The sequence below is a fragment of the Halorubrum tebenquichense DSM 14210 genome (genome assembly GCF_000337415.1).
Lineage (GTDB): Archaea > Halobacteriota > Halobacteria > Halobacteriales > Haloferacaceae > Halorubrum > Halorubrum tebenquichense.
In genome coordinates this window covers 44169-64230 of record NZ_AOJD01000064.1, presented here as the reverse complement: position 1 = coordinate 64230, position 20062 = coordinate 44169, and the positions used below count along the sequence as shown (strand labels likewise).

29 protein-coding genes are annotated in these 20062 nt (G+C 64.1%); 8 read left to right on the top strand and 21 right to left on the bottom strand.

All coding sequences use genetic code 11. From position 1 onward, the window contains the following. The first annotated feature begins 46 nt into the window (after positions 1 to 46). Positions 47 to 907 carry a hypothetical protein gene (locus tag C472_RS12475; RefSeq protein WP_049906614.1) on the top strand — a complete coding sequence of 287 codons (861 nt, stop codon included), beginning with the start codon at positions 47 to 49 and terminating at the stop codon, positions 905 to 907. A gap of 135 nt (positions 908 to 1042) precedes the next feature. Here C472_RS12475 and C472_RS12470 read toward each other — a convergent pair whose 3' ends face one another. Then, a complete protein-coding gene (locus tag C472_RS12470; protein WP_006630198.1) occupies positions 1043 to 1816 on the bottom strand; it encodes a hypothetical protein in 774 nt (257 codons plus the stop codon). Between the two features lie 258 nt (positions 1817 to 2074). Here C472_RS12470 and C472_RS12465 point away from each other — a divergent pair, with 258 nt between their 5' ends. Continuing rightward, a complete protein-coding gene (locus tag C472_RS12465; RefSeq protein ID WP_006630197.1) occupies positions 2075 to 3418 on the top strand; it encodes a site-specific integrase in 1344 nt (447 codons plus the stop codon). A 1-nt stretch (position 3419) separates the two neighbouring features. On the opposite strand, the gene C472_RS17320 is transcribed toward C472_RS12465, so the two are convergent. The 8 genes from C472_RS17320 to C472_RS12440 all read right to left on the bottom strand — a co-directional run bounded on the left by C472_RS17320 (position 3420) and on the right by C472_RS12440 (position 7124). After that, positions 3420 to 3587 carry a hypothetical protein gene (locus tag C472_RS17320; RefSeq protein ID WP_161612646.1) on the bottom strand — a complete coding sequence of 56 codons (168 nt, stop codon included), beginning with the start codon at positions 3585 to 3587 and terminating at the stop codon, positions 3420 to 3422. Next, positions 3587 to 3928, bottom strand: coding sequence for a hypothetical protein (locus C472_RS12460; RefSeq protein WP_006630196.1), 342 nt, complete (start codon positions 3926 to 3928; stop codon positions 3587 to 3589). Before C472_RS12460 ends, C472_RS17320 begins: the two co-directional genes overlap by 1 nt. 88 nt (positions 3929 to 4016) lie before the next feature. Beyond that, positions 4017 to 4748: a hypothetical protein gene (locus C472_RS12455; protein ID WP_006630195.1), complete on the bottom strand. Its 732-nt coding sequence runs from the start codon at positions 4746 to 4748 to the stop codon at positions 4017 to 4019. 128 nt (positions 4749 to 4876) lie between these two features. Next, entirely contained in the window at positions 4877 to 5014 is a 138-nt protein-coding gene (locus C472_RS17315; RefSeq protein ID WP_161612644.1) for a hypothetical protein, read from the bottom strand. Beyond that, positions 5011 to 5934 (bottom strand): helix-hairpin-helix domain-containing protein, encoded by a 924-nt coding sequence (locus C472_RS12450; protein ID WP_006630194.1) that lies wholly within the window; start codon positions 5932 to 5934, stop codon positions 5011 to 5013. The genes C472_RS17315 and C472_RS12450 overlap by 4 nt, the downstream gene beginning before the upstream one ends. Next, positions 5927 to 6655 carry a hypothetical protein gene (locus tag C472_RS12445; protein ID WP_006630193.1) on the bottom strand — a complete coding sequence of 243 codons (729 nt, stop codon included), beginning with the start codon at positions 6653 to 6655 and terminating at the stop codon, positions 5927 to 5929. Before C472_RS12445 ends, C472_RS12450 begins: the two co-directional genes overlap by 8 nt. Further along, positions 6655 to 6801 (bottom strand): hypothetical protein, encoded by a 147-nt coding sequence (locus C472_RS17310; protein WP_161612642.1) that lies wholly within the window; start codon positions 6799 to 6801, stop codon positions 6655 to 6657. Before C472_RS17310 ends, C472_RS12445 begins: the two co-directional genes overlap by 1 nt. A 77-nt stretch (positions 6802 to 6878) precedes the next feature. Next, positions 6879 to 7124, bottom strand: a complete 246-nt coding sequence (locus tag C472_RS12440) for a hypothetical protein (protein WP_006630191.1) — start codon at positions 7122 to 7124, stop codon at positions 6879 to 6881. Between the two features lie 204 nt (positions 7125 to 7328). Between C472_RS12440 and C472_RS12435 the strand changes: the two genes are divergently transcribed. Then, complete coding sequence (locus tag C472_RS12435; protein ID WP_006630190.1) at positions 7329 to 7646, top strand: hypothetical protein; 318 nt, start codon at positions 7329 to 7331, stop codon at positions 7644 to 7646. Between the two features lie 215 nt (positions 7647 to 7861). Here C472_RS12435 and C472_RS17060 read toward each other — a convergent pair whose 3' ends face one another. From C472_RS17060 to C472_RS12425, 3 genes are read right to left on the bottom strand one after another with little or no spacing between them, the layout of a single operon-like run. Continuing rightward, entirely contained in the window at positions 7862 to 8065 is a 204-nt protein-coding gene (locus C472_RS17060; protein ID WP_161612640.1) for a hypothetical protein, read from the bottom strand. Then, positions 8062 to 8307 (bottom strand): hypothetical protein, encoded by a 246-nt coding sequence (locus C472_RS12430; RefSeq protein WP_006630189.1) that lies wholly within the window; start codon positions 8305 to 8307, stop codon positions 8062 to 8064. Before C472_RS12430 ends, C472_RS17060 begins: the two co-directional genes overlap by 4 nt. Positions 8308 to 8344: 37 nt before the next feature. Continuing rightward, positions 8345 to 9412 (bottom strand): Cdc6/Cdc18 family protein, encoded by a 1068-nt coding sequence (locus C472_RS12425; RefSeq protein WP_006630188.1) that lies wholly within the window; start codon positions 9410 to 9412, stop codon positions 8345 to 8347. A 141-nt stretch (positions 9413 to 9553) separates the two neighbouring features. Here C472_RS12425 and C472_RS12420 point away from each other — a divergent pair, with 141 nt between their 5' ends. Beyond that, complete coding sequence (locus tag C472_RS12420; protein ID WP_049906610.1) at positions 9554 to 9757, top strand: hypothetical protein; 204 nt, start codon at positions 9554 to 9556, stop codon at positions 9755 to 9757. Between the two features lie 2 nt (positions 9758 to 9759). Next, positions 9760 to 10239 carry a PIN domain-containing protein gene (locus tag C472_RS17055; protein WP_152420640.1) on the top strand — a complete coding sequence of 160 codons (480 nt, stop codon included), beginning with the start codon at positions 9760 to 9762 and terminating at the stop codon, positions 10237 to 10239. Between the two features lie 14 nt (positions 10240 to 10253). Here the strand turns inward: C472_RS17055 and C472_RS12415 are convergent, their stop codons facing one another. Genes C472_RS12415 through C472_RS12390 form a run of 6 tightly spaced genes read right to left on the bottom strand, consistent with a single transcriptional unit; the run spans position 10254 to position 12628 of the window. Then, positions 10254 to 10499: a hypothetical protein gene (locus tag C472_RS12415; protein ID WP_006630187.1), complete on the bottom strand. Its 246-nt coding sequence runs from the start codon at positions 10497 to 10499 to the stop codon at positions 10254 to 10256. After that, on the bottom strand, positions 10496 to 11089 hold the full coding sequence (locus C472_RS12410; RefSeq protein ID WP_006630186.1) for a hypothetical protein: 594 nt from the start codon (positions 11087 to 11089) through the stop codon (positions 10496 to 10498). Before C472_RS12410 ends, C472_RS12415 begins: the two co-directional genes overlap by 4 nt. After that, positions 11082 to 11459 carry a hypothetical protein gene (locus C472_RS12405; protein ID WP_006630185.1) on the bottom strand — a complete coding sequence of 126 codons (378 nt, stop codon included), beginning with the start codon at positions 11457 to 11459 and terminating at the stop codon, positions 11082 to 11084. The genes C472_RS12410 and C472_RS12405 overlap by 8 nt, the downstream gene beginning before the upstream one ends. After that, complete coding sequence (locus tag C472_RS12400) at positions 11452 to 11853, bottom strand: hypothetical protein (RefSeq protein ID WP_006630184.1); 402 nt, start codon at positions 11851 to 11853, stop codon at positions 11452 to 11454. Before C472_RS12400 ends, C472_RS12405 begins: the two co-directional genes overlap by 8 nt. Continuing rightward, positions 11853 to 12317 carry a hypothetical protein gene (locus C472_RS12395; RefSeq protein WP_006630183.1) on the bottom strand — a complete coding sequence of 155 codons (465 nt, stop codon included), beginning with the start codon at positions 12315 to 12317 and terminating at the stop codon, positions 11853 to 11855. The genes C472_RS12400 and C472_RS12395 overlap by 1 nt, the downstream gene beginning before the upstream one ends. Further along, positions 12317 to 12628: a hypothetical protein gene (locus tag C472_RS12390; RefSeq protein WP_049906607.1), complete on the bottom strand. Its 312-nt coding sequence runs from the start codon at positions 12626 to 12628 to the stop codon at positions 12317 to 12319. The genes C472_RS12395 and C472_RS12390 overlap by 1 nt, the downstream gene beginning before the upstream one ends. 229 nt (positions 12629 to 12857) lie before the next feature. Between C472_RS12390 and C472_RS12385 the strand changes: the two genes are divergently transcribed. Genes C472_RS12385 through C472_RS12375 form a run of 3 tightly spaced genes read left to right on the top strand, consistent with a single transcriptional unit; the run spans position 12858 to position 13888 of the window. Further along, positions 12858 to 13070 carry a hypothetical protein gene (locus tag C472_RS12385; RefSeq protein WP_006630181.1) on the top strand — a complete coding sequence of 71 codons (213 nt, stop codon included), beginning with the start codon at positions 12858 to 12860 and terminating at the stop codon, positions 13068 to 13070. Then, positions 13060 to 13260: a hypothetical protein gene (locus C472_RS12380; protein WP_006630180.1), complete on the top strand. Its 201-nt coding sequence runs from the start codon at positions 13060 to 13062 to the stop codon at positions 13258 to 13260. The genes C472_RS12385 and C472_RS12380 overlap by 11 nt, the downstream gene beginning before the upstream one ends. After that, entirely contained in the window at positions 13247 to 13888 is a 642-nt protein-coding gene (locus tag C472_RS12375) for a J domain-containing protein (protein WP_006630179.1), read from the top strand. Before C472_RS12380 ends, C472_RS12375 begins: the two co-directional genes overlap by 14 nt. 164 nt (positions 13889 to 14052) lie before the next feature. Here C472_RS12375 and C472_RS12370 read toward each other — a convergent pair whose 3' ends face one another. The 3 genes from C472_RS12370 to C472_RS12360 all read right to left on the bottom strand — a co-directional run bounded on the left by C472_RS12370 (position 14053) and on the right by C472_RS12360 (position 20028). After that, positions 14053 to 18057 (bottom strand): BGTF surface domain-containing protein, encoded by a 4005-nt coding sequence (locus tag C472_RS12370; RefSeq protein ID WP_161612638.1) that lies wholly within the window; start codon positions 18055 to 18057, stop codon positions 14053 to 14055. A gap of 480 nt (positions 18058 to 18537) precedes the next feature. Beyond that, entirely contained in the window at positions 18538 to 19281 is a 744-nt protein-coding gene (locus C472_RS12365; RefSeq protein ID WP_006630177.1) for a homing endonuclease associated repeat-containing protein, read from the bottom strand. A gap of 63 nt (positions 19282 to 19344) precedes the next feature. Further along, entirely contained in the window at positions 19345 to 20028 is a 684-nt protein-coding gene (locus C472_RS12360; protein WP_006630176.1) for a hypothetical protein, read from the bottom strand. Between the last annotated feature and the right edge of the window lie 34 nt (positions 20029 to 20062).

The following is a 20062-nucleotide window of genomic DNA, read 5'->3' as shown; positions in this document are numbered from 1 at the left end:
CGCGACGGCGACGCGACGCGCTCGACGGCGAGACGGAGGGGCGAGGATGGTGAGTCCGGCCCGAGTGGACGCGATAACCGACATCGCGTACGGCGCGCTGATCGCCCTGTCGATCGTGCTCATCGCGACGACCCAGATGAACGCCGTGGCGATGGCGTTCGGGATCGGGGTGTTCGCCTCGTACGTGGTCCACGTCGTCTGGAAGATGGCGCGGTTCGACCCCGACTGGATGACCCGGGAGGTCGCGGACCAGGTCGGCAAGCAGGTCGAGGAGAGCGTCGGCGAGACCGTCGACAAGGAGGTCGAGAAGACCGTGGGCGAGACCGTCAACAAAGAGGTGGAGAAGACCGTGGGCGAGACGGTGAGCAAGGAGGTCGAGAAGACCGTCGAGGAGACCGTCGGCGAGAAGGTCGAGGAGACGGTGAGCAAGGAGGTCGAGAAAAGCGTGGGCGAAACCGTCAACAAGGAGGTCAGCGGCGTCGCCGACGACGTCAGCGACACCGTCAGCGAGGAGGTCACCGGGAAGGTCGAGGAGACCGTCGGCGAGACGGTCGAGAAAACCGTCGAGGAGAAGGTCGGAGAGACCGTCGAAGAGAAGGTCGGAGAGACCGTCGAAGAGAAGGTCGGCGAGACGGTCGAGAAAACCGTCGAGGAGACCGTCGAGGAGACCGTCGAGAAAACCGTCGAGGAGAAGGTCGGCGAAACCGTCGAGAAAACCGTCGAGGAGACCGTCGAAGAGACCGTGGGCGAAACCGTCGAGGAGACGGTCGAGAAGACGGTGGAGGAGACCGTCGGGGAGAAGGTCGAAGAGACGGTGGAGAAAACCGTCGGAGAGGCGGCCGAGGACGCCGACGAGACGGACGAGGAGGAGGACGGCGAGGCCGCCGACCGGCGCGGCGACTCGTAATCGGCACGGTAACGGTTCTGCTCCCGGAGCCGCGACGGTCCCCGCGGTCGATGGCGAGCGGTGACCGAAGAGGTCGACGCGTCGAGCGGGGTTCGGAAGCCCCTCGTCCCCGACGGGCGACTCCCGGATCCGCGGCTACAGTTCGGGCGTCCGCGACGGGTCGACGGACTGCGACGGCCGACCGCCGGTTCCGGGACCGCCGTCGCGCAGTTGGCGGTACGCGGACGCGATGATCCCGTAGTAGGGCAGGAAGAATGCGGCCGAGAGGACGACCGTCAGGACGTCGGCGGCGACCGGGGCACCGGCGAGAATGAGAAGCGGTGCGAGTACGCCGAGGACGCCGCCGAACGCGGCGGAGAGGGCGACGAGGAGGCCGAGCTTGAGCCGGGAGCCGCGAGACAGTTCCCAGCTCCGCTTGAGACTCCCGACGACGCCGCGGTCCTCGACCGCCACGGCGAAGACGAAGAACAGGAACGAGGCCGCGAGGAACAGCCCCGGAACGATCAGGAACGCGAAGCCGACGGTGACGGCGACCGTGACGATGAGTCCGCCGACCAGCGCGGTGAACGTGGCGCGGCCGAGCCGGTCGGTGACTCCCGCCGGAAACGTCGACATCTCGGCGAGCGGCTGTGCGAGCGTCCGGGAGACGACGACGAAGTACGCCGAACTCAGCACGGTGAACGCGGCGAAGAGGGCGAGGCCGACGCCGCCGGACACCGGGAGCGTGAGCCCGGCGTCCGAGCTGAACTCCGCCGCCGCTTCGGCCGGGAGGTAGCCGAGGAGGGCGCTGTTGATGCTCGTTTGAATCCCGAACTGGAGGACGAGGAGCGCGAAGAACAGAACCGCGCCGGTTCGGGAGAGTGTACGTCTGATGCCGTCGCTGACCGCACGGCTGAGCTGGAGGGCCATATCGATTCGACGTGTCTGCGAATTCCAATAAATCGAACGGAACGAACGGCCGGGCCGTCACTCACCGGCGCGTTAGTCGGTGAAAATGGTGTTTCGGCCGGCGAATACACGCCGTCCCCCGCGGAGGGAATCGAACCCGGAGCAGTCGCTCGGAGCGGTGAAAAATTGGAGAAGGCGTGGGCGTTCGCTACTCGTTGCCGAACATCTGGCGCATCTTCTGCGGGGGGTTCCAAATATCTGGGTGTCTTCGGGGTGTGTATGGCCGACGTCAACGACACGAACTCCACCCGCGCGAAGTTCGAGCGCGAGCAGAATCTCCTCGCAGACGCCGCCATCGACGACGCTGACCGCCGGGCGATCCGCGAATTCATCACCCACCGCCGGCAGATGGAGGACAAGTCGCTCAATACACTGATAAGCGATATCGGAAACCTCCGCCGCGCCGCCGAACGCGCCGAGACCCCGCTCTTGGAGATGGACATCGGCGACGCACGCGCCTTCGTCGGACGCCTGGCCGCACCGAAGTCCAGCGGCGGCTACGGGCTCGACCCCGACGGCTCCGGGATGTTCAGCTACAAGCGCGTCCTCCGCGTCTTCTTTCAGTGGCTCGACGCCGAGCCACACTACGACGACTACGGCTTCGGTGAGCGGATCAGCCTTCCCGACCGGAGCACCAAAGACGAGACTATCTCGAAGGACGACCTCCTCAGCGAAGACGAGATCGAGCGCCTGAAGCGGGGCTGTCGGAACAACCGCGACCCCGTCCTCATTGACTTCCTCGCGGACGTCGGTGCGCGTATCTCGCTGGCCACCTCGCTCCGCGTCGGCGACATCGATGGGCTGGACACACCGCGACCCACCTTCTCGCCGAACACCGACGCGCTCAGCCTGAAGGGCGTCCGCGACGTCTCCTACCCAATCCTCTACTCCCGGGCCGAGCTCCGTGAGTGGGTCAACCGCAACCACCCCGACCAGTCCGGACCGAACGGGCGCGCCCACGACGAGGCTCCGCTGTTCCCCGTCGTCGAACACTACGACCCCGACGATCGCGACATGATGGCGGCCCACACCTCGACGATTCGGAAGTCGCTGAAGCGGGCGGCCGACAACGCCGGACTCGACGTCGAGCGTGTCCACCCGCACCACTTCCGGCACGTCTTCATGACGCGGATTAGCGACTCCGAGCTGAATGATCGCGACATCGAACACATGTCGATGCTCGTCGACGATCGGATGCGGATGCGCGACCGCTATGACCACACCGGCGACGCCGAGCGGAACAACTCCATCTTCCAGAGTCACGGGTTCGTCGACCCCGAGGACGATGACGGGGAGAACAAGGGCTCGCCCGAGATCGTCGCGTGCTCGAACTGTCGCGCCGAGGTGAAGTCCACCGCCTATCACTGCCCGCGCTGTGGCTTCCCCCTCCGTGAGGAGATCCAGAACGCGATCGACGCGGCCCGTGCCGAAATGCGTGAGACGACCGTCGAAGCCGACGACCGAGCCGAGCGTGAGGCGGCGGCCGACGCGGCGACCGTCATCGAGAACGACGAGCGCGTCGCCGAGGAGTTCGCGGTCGAGGACGGCCACCTCGACGGCTGACTCACTCGGCATCGTCGTCACCTCCAACGGCGAGGATGGCCCGCGCGAGACGACCGCGCGGCGTGTTCTCGTCGGCCCACTGCTCGTACACCCCACCGTGCCGGTCGATCGCTTCCTCCGCTCGTGTGGCGTCTTTCGGCGTCTTTCCGTCGTTTGATGTAGCACTCATCAGTTTATCTCCTCCAGATTCGCCGGGTCGATTCCGGACCGGTAGTGGGTCCCGAACTGTGCGTCGACGGCGGCCGCGACGGCGACGCCGTGGATGTTGGTGATGTGCTCGGGGTCGAGTCCGTAGCACGTTTTCAGCGTCTGCTCGCGACGGAACACGACGACGGCAGACTGCGCGTCGTACCGGGCCTCATCGTGTCGCGGGACGGGTGCGGCCTCGGGGATCGCCACGCGGAGCCCACGCTTCCAGGACCCGAGGACGCTCGCCGTCGGGCCTGTCCCGCGGATCCGAAGCATCCGCTCCGCGTGTTCGGTCGACCCTCTCGCGTACTTCGAGCTCACAGCATCACCTCAAGCGTGATCACGACGAGCAGCGCGACGGCGAGCGCGACCATCATCCAGTGGATGGTCCAGATGTGCGGCTCGCGCATCAGACGCTCACCTCGCTCGGATCGTGGCCCGCGACGAGGACGTCGTGGAGCGCTTGAAGCGTCTCCCGGTTCCAGCTCGTGTCGGCACCGGGGTCGTCGATCCCGGCCGCCCGCCGGAGGACTTGCGTCGTTCCGGCCTGCGTCAGGTCGTCGACCCAGTCGCGCCGGTCGCGCTCGGGATCGTCTGCGACCTCGCTCGGCACGTAGTCGGTCCGCTCACAGATGGCCTCGATAATGTCCTGCATCCACGCAAGCGTGACCGAGGCCTTCTCCCAGCTCCCTCTGTCGCGAGTCGCCGTCCGGTAGCGTGCGCCTTCAGCGCCGGTCGCCGCGCTGAGCTCGCGGACGAGCTGTGGCTTCTGGAGGTGTTGCGACCGGCGGCGGTCGACCTCGCCGGCGACGCGCACGAACCTCCACTTCTTCGGCGACGTGTCACGCCACATCGAGACCTCAACCTCGTCGAACCAGTCGCCGGGCGTGTCGCCCTTGAGGTACGCGCCGAGCGTCTTCCCGATCTCCTGCGGACGGACGTCGACGTCGACCGCGTTCGCGATCGAGCGTGGGCTGATGATCCGCTCCTGGTCGACGAACTCGTTGATGAGCTCGTCAATGGCCTTCTTGGCGGTCTTGGAACCGGTGTAGCCGGTTCCGCGGTAGCCATCTGTCTGGCCGACACCGTTGTCCTCGAGGATCTCCTTGCCGGTCGTTCCGCTCTCAGCCGACTCAGACATCGTAACCACGCTCCTGAACTGGGAGACCACAGCGTGGGCAGAGATCCGGAGCACCACCGATCCCCGCGTCCCAGCAGCGGTGTCCGCACTCGTAGCGAACGGCTTCGTGCTGGTTCTCCCCGTCAACTTTAGACATCGATACCACCCCACTTGTCGGCGGTCGACTCGATGTCGCCGGCGATCTCCCGGAGGTCCTCAGCGTCGAGTTCCGCAGCGTGCCGCTGGATAACCGTCCGTATCTCGTCGCGAGCATCGGTGTCGCTCACGCTGTCTCACCTCGCTTCTGGTACTGCCGCCACGTATCGTCACCTTCGGGCTTCGCATCGCCCTGTTCGTCGTCCGTCTGGAGCTGGACGAGCGATGTCGTCGAGACGCGACCGACGGCTCCGACAGACTCCACGCGCCAGCTCCGCGCGTCGGGTTGGTGGCTCGGACGATTGACCGGCGGGTCTTCGATCCGAATCTCGTCGTCGATGAGGACGAGATCGAACTCGCGGGCGGCCTCCTTCCCGCTCGGTGACTCCGAGAGCCGAAGCCGACGCGTCTGCCACGTCTCGCCGGTCGCGGACTCCCACTCGGTCGGCTCGGCCGTCTCGATGACGTTCCACGGCCGCGCCCACGCGTCGCGGTCGGCGAGCGTTATCTGAAGCTTCTCGCCGAGCGTCGCCTCGAGGACGACCTCGCACGGGTCGACCAGCGGGTCGGTCTCGTCTTCGGCCGATGCGTTGCGCGCTCGTGCGTCCGGGTCGGCACAGTACTGGCACTCCTTGAGGTCGCGCTTCTCTGCCCACGACCGGTCCCGTTCGACGAGGTCGTTCGTCTCGACGTGTTGGCACGCCTGCGTGTGGAAGACATCGGTACTACCGTACGCTGACGACTTCGTCAACACGGCGTCGCCACGGCGCACCGACAGCGGGATCGCGGCCTCGCTCACAACGCTCTCAGTCGCCTCGACGTCAACGTCGCGCGGCTCGGGCGCTCCCATGAGGCCGTCGACGACGTCGAGGATGTCAGCGGCGCGCTGCTCGCCGACGTACGGCACGTCTTCGAGGTCCGCCTGGTCGGCGATGAGCAGGTCCGCGATCGTCTCGAACCCGTTGTCGGCGAGTCGGTCGGCGATCGCCTCCGAGACCTCGTCCTCGTCGACGAGGGCGTGGACGTCATCGGTCGCAGTGACCTTAGACATCGGCCTCGCCCTCCGTCTCGTCGCGGACGTCACCGAGCGCGCCTTGGTACTCCTCGGGCAGACTCGCGAACGGCAAGATTTCAGAGTTGATGAACGCCGCGTACTCGCCGGGGTTGTCGCCACCGTCGTACAGCGCGACGTATCCGCTCTCGGCTACGACACCGCGGGTGTACGAGTCGTTCCAGAAGTACTCGAAGCCGAGCATCGTCGTCTCGCCGGAACCGCCCGTGTCCGCGAGGTGGGCGGCGTCGTGGTACTCGATGGTCGACTCCTCGGCGTCGCCGTCGGCGTCGAGGGTACGCGTCTGCGTGACGTTCCACGCGTCCGCGTTCGGGTAGTCCGACAGGTACTCGGCGAACCCGTCGACATCGATCGTCGCCCGGTGGATCAGCGTCCCCTTTGTCGCGCCGAGCGTGTCGAACAGCCAGTCGCCGTCCGACCGGTTGACGCCCACCCACCCCTCAGTGAGGTCCGCGATCCACTCGCAGTAGACGTCCTCGCGCACCTGGACGGTCTCGGTGTGGATCGCCTCGTCAGTGACGTGGATCTCCTCCTGTTCGGTGTCGATCTTCGCCGCTGCGCTGCCGGCGTAGACCGCGGTGCCGTCGAGGCGCTCGAACGCGGTCGCGTCGATCGCCGGGTACGTGGCGGTCTCGACGTGGCCCTCGATGTGCGGGTCGGCGATCTCGTCGCGGGCGAGTCCGAGGATGGTCGCGCGCATCAGGCCACCTCCTGGATCTGCTGTTCGAGTGTACCGTCGCCATCGTCATCCCGGACGGAGCCGATCAGGTGCTCCACCGCTCGCTCGGGCGTGCTTCCGTAGCAGCCGACGTCCAGCTCCTCGACCTCTGCCCACCAGCGTTCCACCGCCCCGACGGGGCCTGGAAGCGCACTATCGCGCTTCGTAACGGTAACCGAAGCTGATAGGGAGTCTGCTTCGGACATCACCGCACCTCCGTCGCATCCACGGGGTACTTCGCGGACACCCACGCGTTGCCGCCCGCGTCGATCTGAAACGCGTTGAAGAGCTCGTACGCTCGCGGTGGCTCGCCGCCGACGTGCGGAGCCGGCGCTGGGATATGGTCGTCAGTTACAGCTTCGCTATCGAGTAGTTCCGCGTCTGTGCCGTCTCGGTCGTTGGCGTCGGGTTTATTGACGCCGCGAGTTCTATCGTTCATCGGGTCTCTCATCAATCCCCTCGTGAAGAGGGGTTCGCAGGGTGACCCAGCCGTCGGCGTTGCAGCGCCGGCGGGTTTTACTCCCGCGTGGCCAGGTCAACTGGTACTTACCGTGCGCCCTACTTAGTCTTTTCCCGCTACTAACTGGATACTTCCAGTTGTTAGCCGAATTATTAAGGGCGACTGGGTAGAACTAGTAGGTACATCGGTGTTACTATGAGTACAACCGCCGCACGGGAGACCAAGATGCGAAGGGACGCGGACTGGATGCGACAACCGACTGATGATCGCATCCTGGAGGTCCTCCGAGAGGAGGGGAACATGACTCCGCGGGCAGTCTCCCGTGAAGGTGAGTATCCTCGGGTTGACGCCACCAGGGACTACGCTGGTGGACGCCTCAGGGAGCTGTGCCGATATGGCCTCGTCGAGCGCGTCGATCGCGGCCTCTACCGCCTCACCGACGACGGTCGAGCCTACCTCGACGAGGAACTCGATGCCTCTGAGCTTGACCCTGTTTCTACCGACAATTCGTAAATCGGTCTCTTCCGCGCCATTATTCACTGTTGAAGTCACTGGTTGAGCATCGGGCTCATCCGGAGACCGACCAATACCACTGAGCACGCAGTTAATCGGAAGAGCCTCCACCCCCTTGTAGTTTTCCCAATCTAAAACGCCGAAAAATAATATTGGAATTAATGGAAAAGTTTTAATTACATTAGTCTGGTTTCGGTGGTCATATTTGAATAGGCTCACGCGACACGCACCTCCGACGCCGACAGGTCAGTCCCTGTTTTGCGGTCGTGGATCGTCTCGTAGTGGACACCACCCGGTGCCTGCCAGCCGGGACAGGATCGACAGTAGATCTCCCCGTCGCGAAGGGACCAGTCGGTGTGGCCTCGCGGACAGGTCCACCGCCACTGGTCCGTCCCCGACCGGTCGATTGTCTCCATCATGCCACCCGCAGCTGCGGCGCGGCCTTCTTGATCGCCGGCCCGAGCCAGCGCGGCGCGGCGCGTGCCGGCTTGTCCGTCAGCTCACCGTACTCGTCGAACGTGAGCGTCCACTCCTGACCGTGACACTCGGCGGTGACGACCGTCCCGCTGTCGGCGGTCGTTTCAGTCCGGATCTCGATAGCGCCGCTCTCGTCAAAGCCGAGTTCGGTGACGTCGATCGTGTGGGTAGCCTGCGAGGGCATACCTCGACCGACGACCGCCCTTAAAATAGGTATGGGGTCAATTTCGGAGGGGGGTCGACACGTCGACAGTCGACTCGATGCGCTCGTCGACCACACTGTAGGTCCGCGAGTTATCGTCGTGGTCCTCCCACTCGACGAGGTCGTACTCCGCGAGCTTCCGCAGCTTCAGCGTTCGCGAGCGCTTCCCGATCGGCTCCATCAGGCGGTCGCCGTACGCGTCCGGCGCAACGGTTTCATATCGGTCGTGAAGCTCGTGACTCGTGATCGGGCCGTCGGACCACACCACGCCGTAGAGGACTTGGTGGTGGTAGGGCAGCGACTCCAGCGCCGCCGCCCGGATCGCGCGCTGCGCCTCGACGTGGCCGTCGCCGATCTCCGACATAGTAATCCGGTCGCGACCGCGCTCGCCGGCGAGCCGCGCCGCCCACTTCAGCGTCTGGATGGCATCCCGGGCCCGCCCGGCGACCTCGTCGGCGACGGCCTCCAAGACAGGTCGGTCCCACCCGGCAGGGTCGAGCCCCTGCTCGGCGCGAGGTTCGAGGATGTCCGCGAGCTCGCCTGGCGCGTAGCGGTCCAGACGGACGTGATGCTCACCGGAGAACTGCCCGCGGTAGCGCTGGTCGATCCGGGCGAGCCACTCGTCGGCGTCGTGCGCGATCGCGATGACGGTGACGCCGGGGACGCTCATCAGCTCGTCAAGCGCCTCGGTCTCGGGCAGGTCGTCCGCCTCGTCGAGGACCAACACGTAGGGGTCGTCGACGGCGTCACGCAGGATGCCCGCGAGGCGGTCGGTCGCGACGCCGCGATGAACGGAGGCGTCGCTCGGGTGCGCGTCGATGGCGTCGCGGAGGACCGAACCCGTGGTCTCGCCGAGGACGCGCAGGAGGGTGCTGTCGAGGTCGGTCGGTGACCGCGGGTTGTCGAGGAGGAACCGCGCGAGCGTCGTCTTGCCGACGCCGCTCGGTCCCGAGATCAGGAGGTCCTCGGGACGCTCACCGCGGAGGGCTGGCTTGAGGGCACGGGAGACCTGGGCGACCTCGCTCTCGCGATGGACGAGATCGCGAGGCAGCCGCCGTTCGCGAAAGACATCCTGATCGAGGAGCATCTCACTGCCGACTGACGCGGACGGGTGTGATAAAGGAGGGGTGCGGTTCGGAGGGGCCAGCTGAAGATAACTGAGTGTATTATCCCACGGAGTGGGTTATTTGCCCACATATATTTGTGGCGTCAATTCATACAGGGATGTATGACGAAAGACGCCGCATCACTTATCGACGATTCGCTATCACGCGATGTCGATATCGATGAGGCGCTTTCGGACCTTGATCAGTTGGAGGAGCGGGCAGAGTGGGATGTTGGGGATTTTGCCGAGTGGAGAGAAACACGAGATCTAGACCTCGACTCTGAGTTTTCTGGTGGTTTTCGGACTCCAAAAGAGCTCGTTGAGTAGTTGTGCCCGGGCTGAAGATATTCGATTCGAACATTTGGTTACATGGGTGTCTCTTTCGCGATTCGGATCCGGCGGAGATGGTTGATTCGGCCGCGGAAGGTGAATTAGAGGTTCGGGTATCGCCGTACGTATTCAACGAAGTATATCACCGGCTCAGAAATCCGAAGGGAAGATATCACTCTGAAGACATCCAAGAGGCAACGGAACGGTTCACAGATGTGGTTGTTCACTCAAAATCAGTACACGCACCGTCGCAACAGGAGGTGGAGGACCTCGATGTCGGTGAACAGATGCGTAAGCCAGCAAGTCGCCTCGTGTCCGCTTTATTAGATATCCAGTCAAAAGATGCGCCGGTTCTCATCGACGCATGGGGGTGTGATAGACGGGCTGACATCTATACCTGTGATAGGGAGTTCGCAACGTGTGACCTCTCAGAATTTGGGATCGGTCATCTCCAGATTCACCACGTGAACCCCCCATAAAAAGTTGTTAGCAGTTACCGCACGTACTGCGACTCCCACCACTCCGAGACGACGTCGCGCTGCGAGCAGCTGCGGTCGTGCGGGAGGTCGTCGATCGTCGTCTGGGTCTCGTCGGGCCCGTCGATCCGGACCTGCGCGCCACACTCCGAACACCGCAGGTATTTCGGCTCCGAGATCGCGAGCCCGTCGACGCTCGGCGGGCTCCCCGACGGGACGATCTCGAAGTGCGTCTGCGGGTCAGCGAACGAGCGGAGGCTCATGGGCCCTCCGTGACGGTCACCGCGGCGCGATGTTCGCCCTCGATGACAAGCTCGGACAGCGGCTCGCCGCCACAGGGCTCCCACCCGCCGTCGCCGTCTGGGCGGTCGACGTGGCGCTCAACCTTCCAGGGCCGCCCGTCGACGCGCTCGTAGCGGACGCGCCGGCGCTCACCCGAGTCAGTCTCGTAGGCGATCGTCGGCAGCCCTTCGACATCAGAATGCTCTTGAATCGGCGACGGATCCGCATAGAATGCTGTATCAAGGCACGCGATTTCAGCTCCGCGCTCAATCTGCTCTCCGGGCTGGTAGTCTCGGAGGTCAGGCACCCACCCGAGTTCTTGACACCACTGGGCAACTGCCCAGTGCGCCACCGCAGTTTCATCGCCATCCCAGTAGCCATCGTAGCGCTTGCCTTCCAGGAGCAGCATCACGAGGTAGTCGATCGGGTTGTCCGCGGCCAGCTTCTCGCCGTCGACGAGGAGCCGAATCGAGCTGTACTCCGGCCGCGAGTCCGGGATCGTCCCGTTCTCCTCGGCGAGCCGCACCTGCTCGTTGGCCGCGTTCGCGTGGGCGTTCTCGTCGTCACACATCGGGCTCGAACACCTCCGTCCGGCCGTCAGCCGTCGCGATGCGTGGACTCGCTGCGAGGTGCTGGCCGAGTTGCGGGTCGATCGCCTCGCGCTCGACCCAGCCCGGGATCGGAACGGCACCCCTCGCGAACGAGACGCGGCGGAGATGTCGACACCCGCCGTCTGGCCGTCGGTGAAGCATGTCTGGGCACGTACATGTCCCCGCTCGACAGTCCACGATATACTGTGAGCCCGAATCAGAGATCACCGCGAATCGCTCTGAATCGTCCGCGACCTCGGGCAGGTCTTCGAGGACGGTCATATACGAGGTGAGCGCGTCGGCGGCGCGGTCCTTGAACGTGCCCACCCCGCCCGAGGCGGCCTCAGACATCTCCGACCTCCGGCTCGCCCCACGCCTGCTCGGCAGGCAGATGCATCAGCCGCGCCTCCGGGAAGTCGTACGTCTTCCCGGGCTTGTGAGCGTTCTGCGGGTTGCCGTCGAGGTAGACACACTCGAACACCGAGTTGTCGACGTCGATCCCCGGCAGGTACGGGTGCATCTTGTACGTGGCCAGGTCGTACCCTTCGGCCTCGTAGTGGGCTTCGAGGTCGGCGTACTTCTCCCGGCGGACGAACACGGCCTGCCGCGTCACTAGGTCGATCGCAACGCCGCCGGCCAGCGGCTCGGTCTGTGCGCCGGCGAGAGCGTCCTCGACGCGCTCCTCGTAGGATGGCTCGGCGTCCTCAAAGTCCGAATCGATCGCACCCTGCTCGGAGTCAGGCATCAGGCGCTCACCTCCTCAAACAGCGCATCCGGGTCAGGGAGTTCGTCACCGTACGCGACGCCGGCGCGCTCGGCCGGGTTGGTGTTGTGTCTGAGCCACTCAACGGCCTCGCGAACGGCGGCCTCGATCTTCTCTTTGGAGTGGACGTCGGTCCACTCAGTGGCGTCCAGCGCGACGGTCTCGCACTTCTCGGCTATGACCTCCCGTGTACGACGTTCGAGAACCCACGTAACCTTCTGACTCGCCTCGTCGAGTTCGGACCACTCCTCGTCGACACCGTTCTGTTCGTCGCGGGCGTCGATGGCGTGGTCGGTCTCGGTCACGATCGTCGCGAGCCGCCGCAGTTGTGGGTCGTCCGCGAACGTGTCGTGGATGACGTCGGCGAGCATCGAGTCGAAGCCGTCGACGTACGGTTCCATCTTCTCGTCCAGCAGCTTCCGTTCGGAGCGGTTGAGGTTCGGCATCAGACCCCACCTCCGAAGACGTCGCGGTCGGTGTACTGCGTGCGCTCGCTCCAGCCGATCTCGTCGCCGATGTAGTCGTGGACGTACACGTCAACGGCGTTGCCCAGCTCGACGTGCTCGCGCTCGGCGACCCACTCGGCGAGGTCCGAGCGGCGTTCGCGACGGCCGGTGGTCGGGTCGATACGGTGGACGATCTCGGCCGCGCGGTCGAGGTGGTGGATGAAGCCCTCGGCGTCGACGCCGAGTGTGGTGTGCTGTGCGATCAATCGCGTGTCGGTGCGGTTTTCACCGCGTGGGTTCGTAGTTGACATCGCTGTCGTTAGTGGACAGCACGGTCGGGCGTGGTCCAAACACGCCCCGGCCAGATTTTGACCGGAGTCCCGTGCTTCCTACTCTATAGTCTATCCCGCAGTGACTTATACCTTACTCTATAGAGTATATACTTTGTAAAGTACATACGCTTTAGAGTAATCTATTTACGTCATGCGGTATGATTACGACATGAGGTAATATATGGGAGCCGCTGAAAAAGACGAACTAATGAGCGATGAGGGTCGCGCCCTGGTGACTGACCGCGAGCGGGAGATCATCAGCGGCGACGCCAACGTATCAGACAACTACGAATACAAAGTGAAGAGTGTCGTGCGAACGCGAATCCGAAATCGACTCGGCGACGACGTCGAGTTCCTTGAGGAGCACTTCCCGGAGGCGTACGATCTCGTGGTCGACGAGGTGTGTGACGATGGCGGGTGACGCCGAAACTATCCGCGAGGCGGCCGACAGCGTGGCGGACGCCCGCTCGACGCTCCAGGATGTCGACAGCGAGGATGTCGACGAGGTCCTCGCGAAGACGGATGATGTCCTCGCGAATATGACCGAGACGCTCCGCGAGCTCGCGGTCAACGTCGAGGTCGATGAGGAGGTGACCGATGAGCACGACTGAGCAGCGCGCGCCCGAACTCCAGTGGCCGGAGAACTACCCCCGTACGCCCGCCGAGGAGCGCGAGCCCTACCCTGGCGACCTCGCGCCCACACGCAAGGAGTCGTTCCAGAGCGTCGTCGACGAGCTGGAGCGCTGGGGCGCGACTGACGTCCGGATCTCCACCGCGTCGACGCACTACAAAGACCGCCCGAACATCCCGCACCAGCACGACAAGCCCGACGACGTCGGCGTCGTGGCGCGCTTCCGTCGCGAGGACGAGCCCGCGGACGCCGGCTACGCGATCGCGTGTGACCGCTGGGAGACGCAGCGGGAGAACGCCCGGGCGATCGCGCTGTACGCCAAGCGGAAGCGCCTCGCCGAGAAGTGCGGCGTCACCACGGCGGACTCGGAGTTCGACACGGCACGCCTGCCGCCCGGCGACGAAGATGATGCGGTGGTCGTCGCCGGCGGCCGGGTCGAGACGCCACCGCCGCATGAGGTGCTGGGCGTCGCGCCGGACGCCCCCGATCCCGTCGTGAAGGGAGCGTTCCGCGAGCTGGTGAAGGAAGCCCACGGCGATCAGGGCGGCAGCGACGAGTACGAGGTGTCGGAGTTAAAACGAGCGAGAGACGCGCTTCTCGACGCGTAGCGCGGTCGGTCTTTTCGAGGAGGAGTCTGGACCACGTTCGCGAGCGACGCCGACAGCGGTCGCTCAGTGGTCGAGTCGAGGTCCGATAAAGAGAACCGCGTGTGGGGTCGGCCCGCGAGGGCCGATGGTTCGAAGCTACGAGTCGCGACCGTTAGGCAACGATGTTAGTCGTTGCGGCGGGTCGCGAGCAGCGCAGCAGCGATGAGGGCGACGAGTGCGACGAGCGCACCGAAGCCGGGCGTTCCGTCGTCGGTGGAGTCGTCGCCGCTGGAGTCGTCACCACTGGAGTCGTCACCAGAGGAGTCGTCTCCGCTGGAGTCGTCACCAGAGGAGTCGTCGCCGCTGGAGTCGTCACCAGAGGAGTCGTCGCCGGAGCCGTCCGCTGCCTCGATGGTCAGCGTACCGGTTGCCTCATCGTCGTCGGTCGCGACGCCGTGCGTGTAATCGCCGGCTTCGAGACCGGACGTGTCGGCAGTGAACTCGACGGTGGTACTGTTACCGCCCGCGAGCGTCACTTCCTGACTGTCGAGCTCGTCGCCGTCAAGCGTGAGCGCGACAGACTGCGTGCCTTCCTGACCGCCGGTGTTCTCGATCGTCGCCGAGACGTCGACCGAGTCACCAGCCGTCGCGGTGGCTTCCTGCGGGTTCAGGTCCGAGACCTCGAAGGCCGCGGGCTCCTGGGTCTGCTCGACAACCGTGCCGTCGACCTCAACCTCGTCGTTGTCGCTGTTGAGGCCGAGCTGGTTGACGCTCAGCGTGTACTCGTCGCCGACGTTCGTGTCGCTGAAGTCGAGGTCAGCGGTGAACGTGCCGTCGGCGTTGACAGTCACTTCGTCGTCAGTGACGACGAAGGCGGGCTGGGTGCCCGACGCGGAGCGGGCGCGAACGGTGAACTCCGTACCGGGAGCCACGTTCGAGGTGCCGCTCACTTCTTCGGAGTCGGTGTTCGAGACGTTGTACGTGTCTTCCTGNGCCGTGCGCTCGTTCACGCTGAACGGCGTTTCCACGGTCACGTACGAGTCTTCGAACTCGTCCTGGTCAACGTCGTCTTCGGGGTCGAGCAGGCGCTGGTCCTGAACGGTGAACTCGACCGTGAAGTCGACATCCTCGTCGTTGTCGAGCGAGGCGTCGTCATCCTCGAACGCGACGTCGCTCGTGTCGAGGAGGATGTAGTAGTCGTCGTTCGTCTCGTCCTCAACGACATCGAAGTCAGTGTCCGCGAGGTCGACGGTGCGGCGGTCCGCGTTCGGACCGGCACTGTCGCGCGTCTCCTCGATCGTGAGGTCAACGATGGTGTCATCGTTGAGCTCGTTCTGCTCAGTCGTCGCGAGGTATTCGAGCTGGCCAGCGACGTCATCGTCGTCGAGGCTGTCTTCCGCAGCAGCGTAGTCGAGCAGGCCTTCGAGGCCGCTCGCGCTAAGCTGGTGGATGCTGACGTCGTTGTAGGCGACCGTCTCAGTCTGCGTGATCAGGTCGTCTTCGACGGCGCTCGTGATTTCGCCGAGCTGCTCGTCGTCGTCAGCGTCGGTCACGTCGCTCGCCGTGTCGTCGGAGGCCGTCCACAGCTGGANGACGGCGCTCGTGATTTCGCCGAGCTGCTCGTCGTCGTCAGCGTCGGTCACGTCGCTCGCCGTGTCGTCGGAGGCCGTCCACAGCTGGATGCTCTCCGTGGTGCGCTCTTCGATGAAGAGCGTCGCAACGTCGTCCGAGTTGTCGAGCGTCTGGTCGAAGTCGCTCGAAGCGCTCGACGAGATGTCGTAGTCACCGCTCGACAGGATGTTCTCAAGATCCGACTCGTATTCAACGTCGATCTCGTCGTCGTCGTCGTCGGTGTCGACGAGCGAGACCGCGTCCTCACTGCCGAAGCCGCCAGCAGTGTAGGTGTTGAATTCGAGCGTGACCTGGTCATCGTCACCGAAGTCGTTGATGGTGACGTTGGTCTGGTAGCCGAAGTCGTCCTCGTCACCGACGACGACCGTACCGGAGCTGGCCGTGCCGTCAGCGGTCACGTTGAACTCGATGGTGTCACCCTGCTCTTGGGTGAGGCTACCTTCCTCGATGTTGACTTCGCCGTCGCCGCTCTCCTCGACGGTGATGGAGTCAGCGTCCTCGGCCGTCGTGTCGACGACGCTCACGTTGAACTCGTAGTCACCGGCGTCGATGTCGGTGAAGTTCAGCTCGTGAGTCGCTTCAGCGCCGAAGACAGTAATGTAGCCGTCTTCGGAATTGAGCGCGAACTCACCGTCGGAAGCACCGCGTGCGTAGGCGGCTGCGTCTGCGTCGCCGTAGTCGTCACCGAGGTCGACCTCGTCGTTCTCAACGTCCAGCGCGTTGCTGAAGATCTGTTCGAAGTCGTCCTCGTCGAGGCTGTCGGCCTCGATGTTAACTGCGTAGTTGTTGCGGATGCTGGACTCAATCTCGTAGTCAACCAGCGCGTCGTCGCCCTGGTCACCGACGGTGTCGTCGTCGAACTCCGCCGTGAGGCCCTGGACAGCGACCTCGAAGGTGTACAGACTCTCAGAGTCCACGCCCGTACCGGTCGACCGATCCGTCAGGACGTACCGGTCGGCGTCGAGGTCATCCGTGTCGATGATGAAGAACTCATTACCAGACGTGTCTTCGAGGACGGTGGGGCGGCTCTCAAGCCCGGCAACCTCACTGTCATCGTCGACACGGCGAAGTTCGACGTCATCAACTGTTTCTGCGTTGGGGAGATCGCTCGCAGCGATGAGGAGGCGCTGACCCTGGTAGGTCGTGTCTCCGTCATCGATCTCAACATCGTAGTCGGTGTCGACGAAGTCGCCGACCTCGTTGACCGTCACGGTCGCAGAGTCGGAGTTCGTCGTCCCGTCGACAGTAGTCTCCGCGTTGAGCGTGTAGTCCTGCGGCAGGTCCGACTCCGACGGGCTCACGTCCACGGAAACGGTCTCCGAGAACGTGTCGCCAACGTCAAGCTGGACATCGCTGAAGGTACCCGAGTCAACGTCACCGGCACTCGAGGACGCGCCCTCGTCAACGGTGTACGAGACATCCGAGGTGGCGGAATCGGTTCCGGTATTTTCAACAGTAATGTCGTACTCAACCGGATCACCCTCATCAACGTTCGCGTTGACCGCGTCAACGGTCACAGCGAAGTTCGCGCCTTCGTCCTGGACGTCTACCTGTTCACTAGCAGTATAGTCAGCGTCACCTTCGCTAGTCGTGGTAACTTCAAGCGGAACGTCCGTACCTGTGCTGGTCGGTGTGTATTCGAACGTCAGCGTACGCGTCTGACCGGAGACGAAGCTGTTCGTCGAGATGTCCTGTTCGTTAGTGTCGAAGTAGAGGACAGTATCAATGTCACTCTGACTCCCCGAGCCGACGTTGGTGACTTCCGCCGTCACTTCGGCCGTCTGGTCAACGATGGTAGACGACGCAAAGTCGGTGATAGTCACATCGAACACGTTAGCCGTGAGGGCCCCCGACACACTATCGTCAGCGCTGCTGACGGAGTGCGCGTAGTCGCCTTCTAGGCTAGACGTGTCAACATCGGCGAACTCAACAGTCGTACTCGCGCCGGGCGCGAGTGTTTCCTCAGACGAGCCGACTTGGCCGACTCCATTGTCAACGTCAGCCGTCACCGTCTGGGTAGCTTCCTTGTCTCCAGTGTTCTCGACATCAGCCGAGATCGTAATCAGGTCGCCCTGATCAACCGTGGCGTCCGCCGGAGCAAGGTTGGAGACAGCGAAGTTGGCTGCCTCTACTGTAACGATGTCCTGTTTGTCATCGGCCCAGGCAGTGGTGCTGATGTCACCGGAATCAGAAGGCTCGTCGACAGTAGCTGCCTGCTGGACAGCAACATCATAGCTGCCGGTGTCGAGACCACTGATGTCCACATCCTCAAATGTGGTTTCAGTACCACTCGCGGTGGCCTTGAGGAAGATGTCCGTACCCGAATCGTACTGATCCGAGGTACCAGCATCAACAATTATTGCTACTTCTCCATCCGTTACATCATCGTGCGTGACCGTAATATCGACCGAGCCCGGACTATCGTCCGAAACAGCAACGTCTGTTGCTGCCGCAGCAGCAGGTGCTGCCGCAAAGCCGGCCGCGAACATGGAGACGACCATGATCGCCGCGAAGAAGACCGCGTTGGCCTTCCCGCGATAGTTTGTGTCGTTTGTCATTGTTGTTGTGTTGTGTTCTGCGTCGCGACACCCTGCTTTGCCCCGTTCTCGGGTCGCCCGTTCGTCATCGACCGACATCGCATCGAGGGCGCGACCGGACTCGACCGGGATTACTCACGTCGGCGTCGCATTATCCGCGTTGGATAGGGGTCTGCGGACGATGATTGAGGCGGTTGTTATATATGCTTTGTGGGGTGTGTGATGGTGTGGTAACGCGCCACAATACACGCAGCGGCCGTCTCGCAGCCGTTTTCAAAATTGATGTGTACTGGTGGCACGGTTGCTCAGTATAAAAAGAGCCACACCGTCTGCCCTGCGTAAGAGGTGTCTGGCGGACCGAAACACCTACACCCAGTGCGTAAACACCTATATATGGACGCCTAGGGTCCTTCAGGCGACGCGGACCTGTTCTTTGATAGGGGCTGTGCCGCGTCGTCTGCGAGTTCGGCCGCATCGGGATGCGGCCACGTTTTCACTGGGTTAGTCGTTGGTCTCTCCTGCCCCGTCCTCGTCGAACGCCGCGTCGAGCGCGTCGTCCCACGACGCAAACCGGTTGTAATATGTCTGAGACGAGTACGTACCGTGCTCTCGGACGACCGTCATCGTTGGCCTGCCGCCATACTCGTCGTGAAGCCGGCGCAACTCGGCGAGTAGCGCCTCGGTCGTCACGCGCTGTGATGGGTCAAAGCCCGCTGCCGCAAGCGCGTCTCCCCACGATCCGAACCGGTCGATGTACGTCTCGACCGCGTGAGTGCCGCGTTCTTGCATGTCTCTTGCCGTCGGACGCTCTCCGTCGTCGGCGAGCTGCTGGAGGTCAGCGATGAGCTCGTCATCCGAGATGTGTTTCCACTCCCGATCAGGGACTTCTCCGAAGACCTCCTCAAGCGCGTCCGCCCACGAGCCGAACCGCTCGTAGTACGTGATGTACGCGTACGCGCCGTGTTCGTCCATCTGGTCAGCGGTGGGGATCTGGTCGAGTTCGTCACGGAGCCGGCGGAGTTCGGCAACGAGATCGGCACGCGGGATCTTGTCAGTCTCGGTGTTGGGGTCAAGGCCCGCCTGTTCGATCGCGGCGTTCCACGAGTCAAAGCGGCGTTCGACGGTCGAGGAGGACAGGTCGGCGTGCTCGTCGAACACCCGCTTGCTCGGCCGTCCGCTGGCGGCCGGGAGGTTCGCGACGCGACGGATCTCGTCAAGAATCTCCTCGTCGCTGTACGAGGGCATGTCTGAGAGAGGGCCAGCCGGGAATATGAGTGTTCGGACAGAATAGTGCCCGGCGGTGGCCCGTCAGGCCGACGTGAGCTCGTCGCGATCAACGAGGTCGACGGCCCGGTTGCTCGGCTCGAACCGGTCGTCGCTCGCGAACGCAGAGGCCATATGTCGCACCCCACGCGCCGCCGACCACGTCTCGCCGCGGTAGTGCGCCACCGGCCGTCGCCACGGAGAGAACTCCTCGTGACTCCAAAACGCCGTCTTCTCGCCACCCTCGCGCGGCGTGAGCCGGATGTGGACCTGCCGCGGGTCGAGCAACCCTCCCGACCGGAACGCGTACGAGCCGACCTCGTAGACGCGCTCGCCGTCTCGTATCTCGTACTGGATGCTGGCGAGCCAGCAGGGCCACCAGCGCTCCATCGAACGGAACTCCGCGCGCACCTGCGCGGGCGGCGCGTCGATCGTGCCGACGAACGTCTGCGTGCTGAGCGGCAGCCCGGTCTTTTCAGGGAGCTCTGCGACGAGGGCGTCGACGTCGACACCGACGTGCTCGTCGACGACGTCCACCTGGTCGTCGTAGTCGCCGTCGGCGAGACGGTCGACGACCGGGAGGACCACGCGCCGGCTTCGCCACAGGTCAGGCCACCCACCCCACAGGCAGTGGGAAACGAGCAGCGCGAGGAGTGCGAGCGCCGGGGCGATGAGCCACGGGTAACTGAGAGCGATGCGACTGGCCGTGTCGATCAGGTGTTCGAGCATGAAGAGGCGGGCGCGACGTCGGTCCTCACGCCCG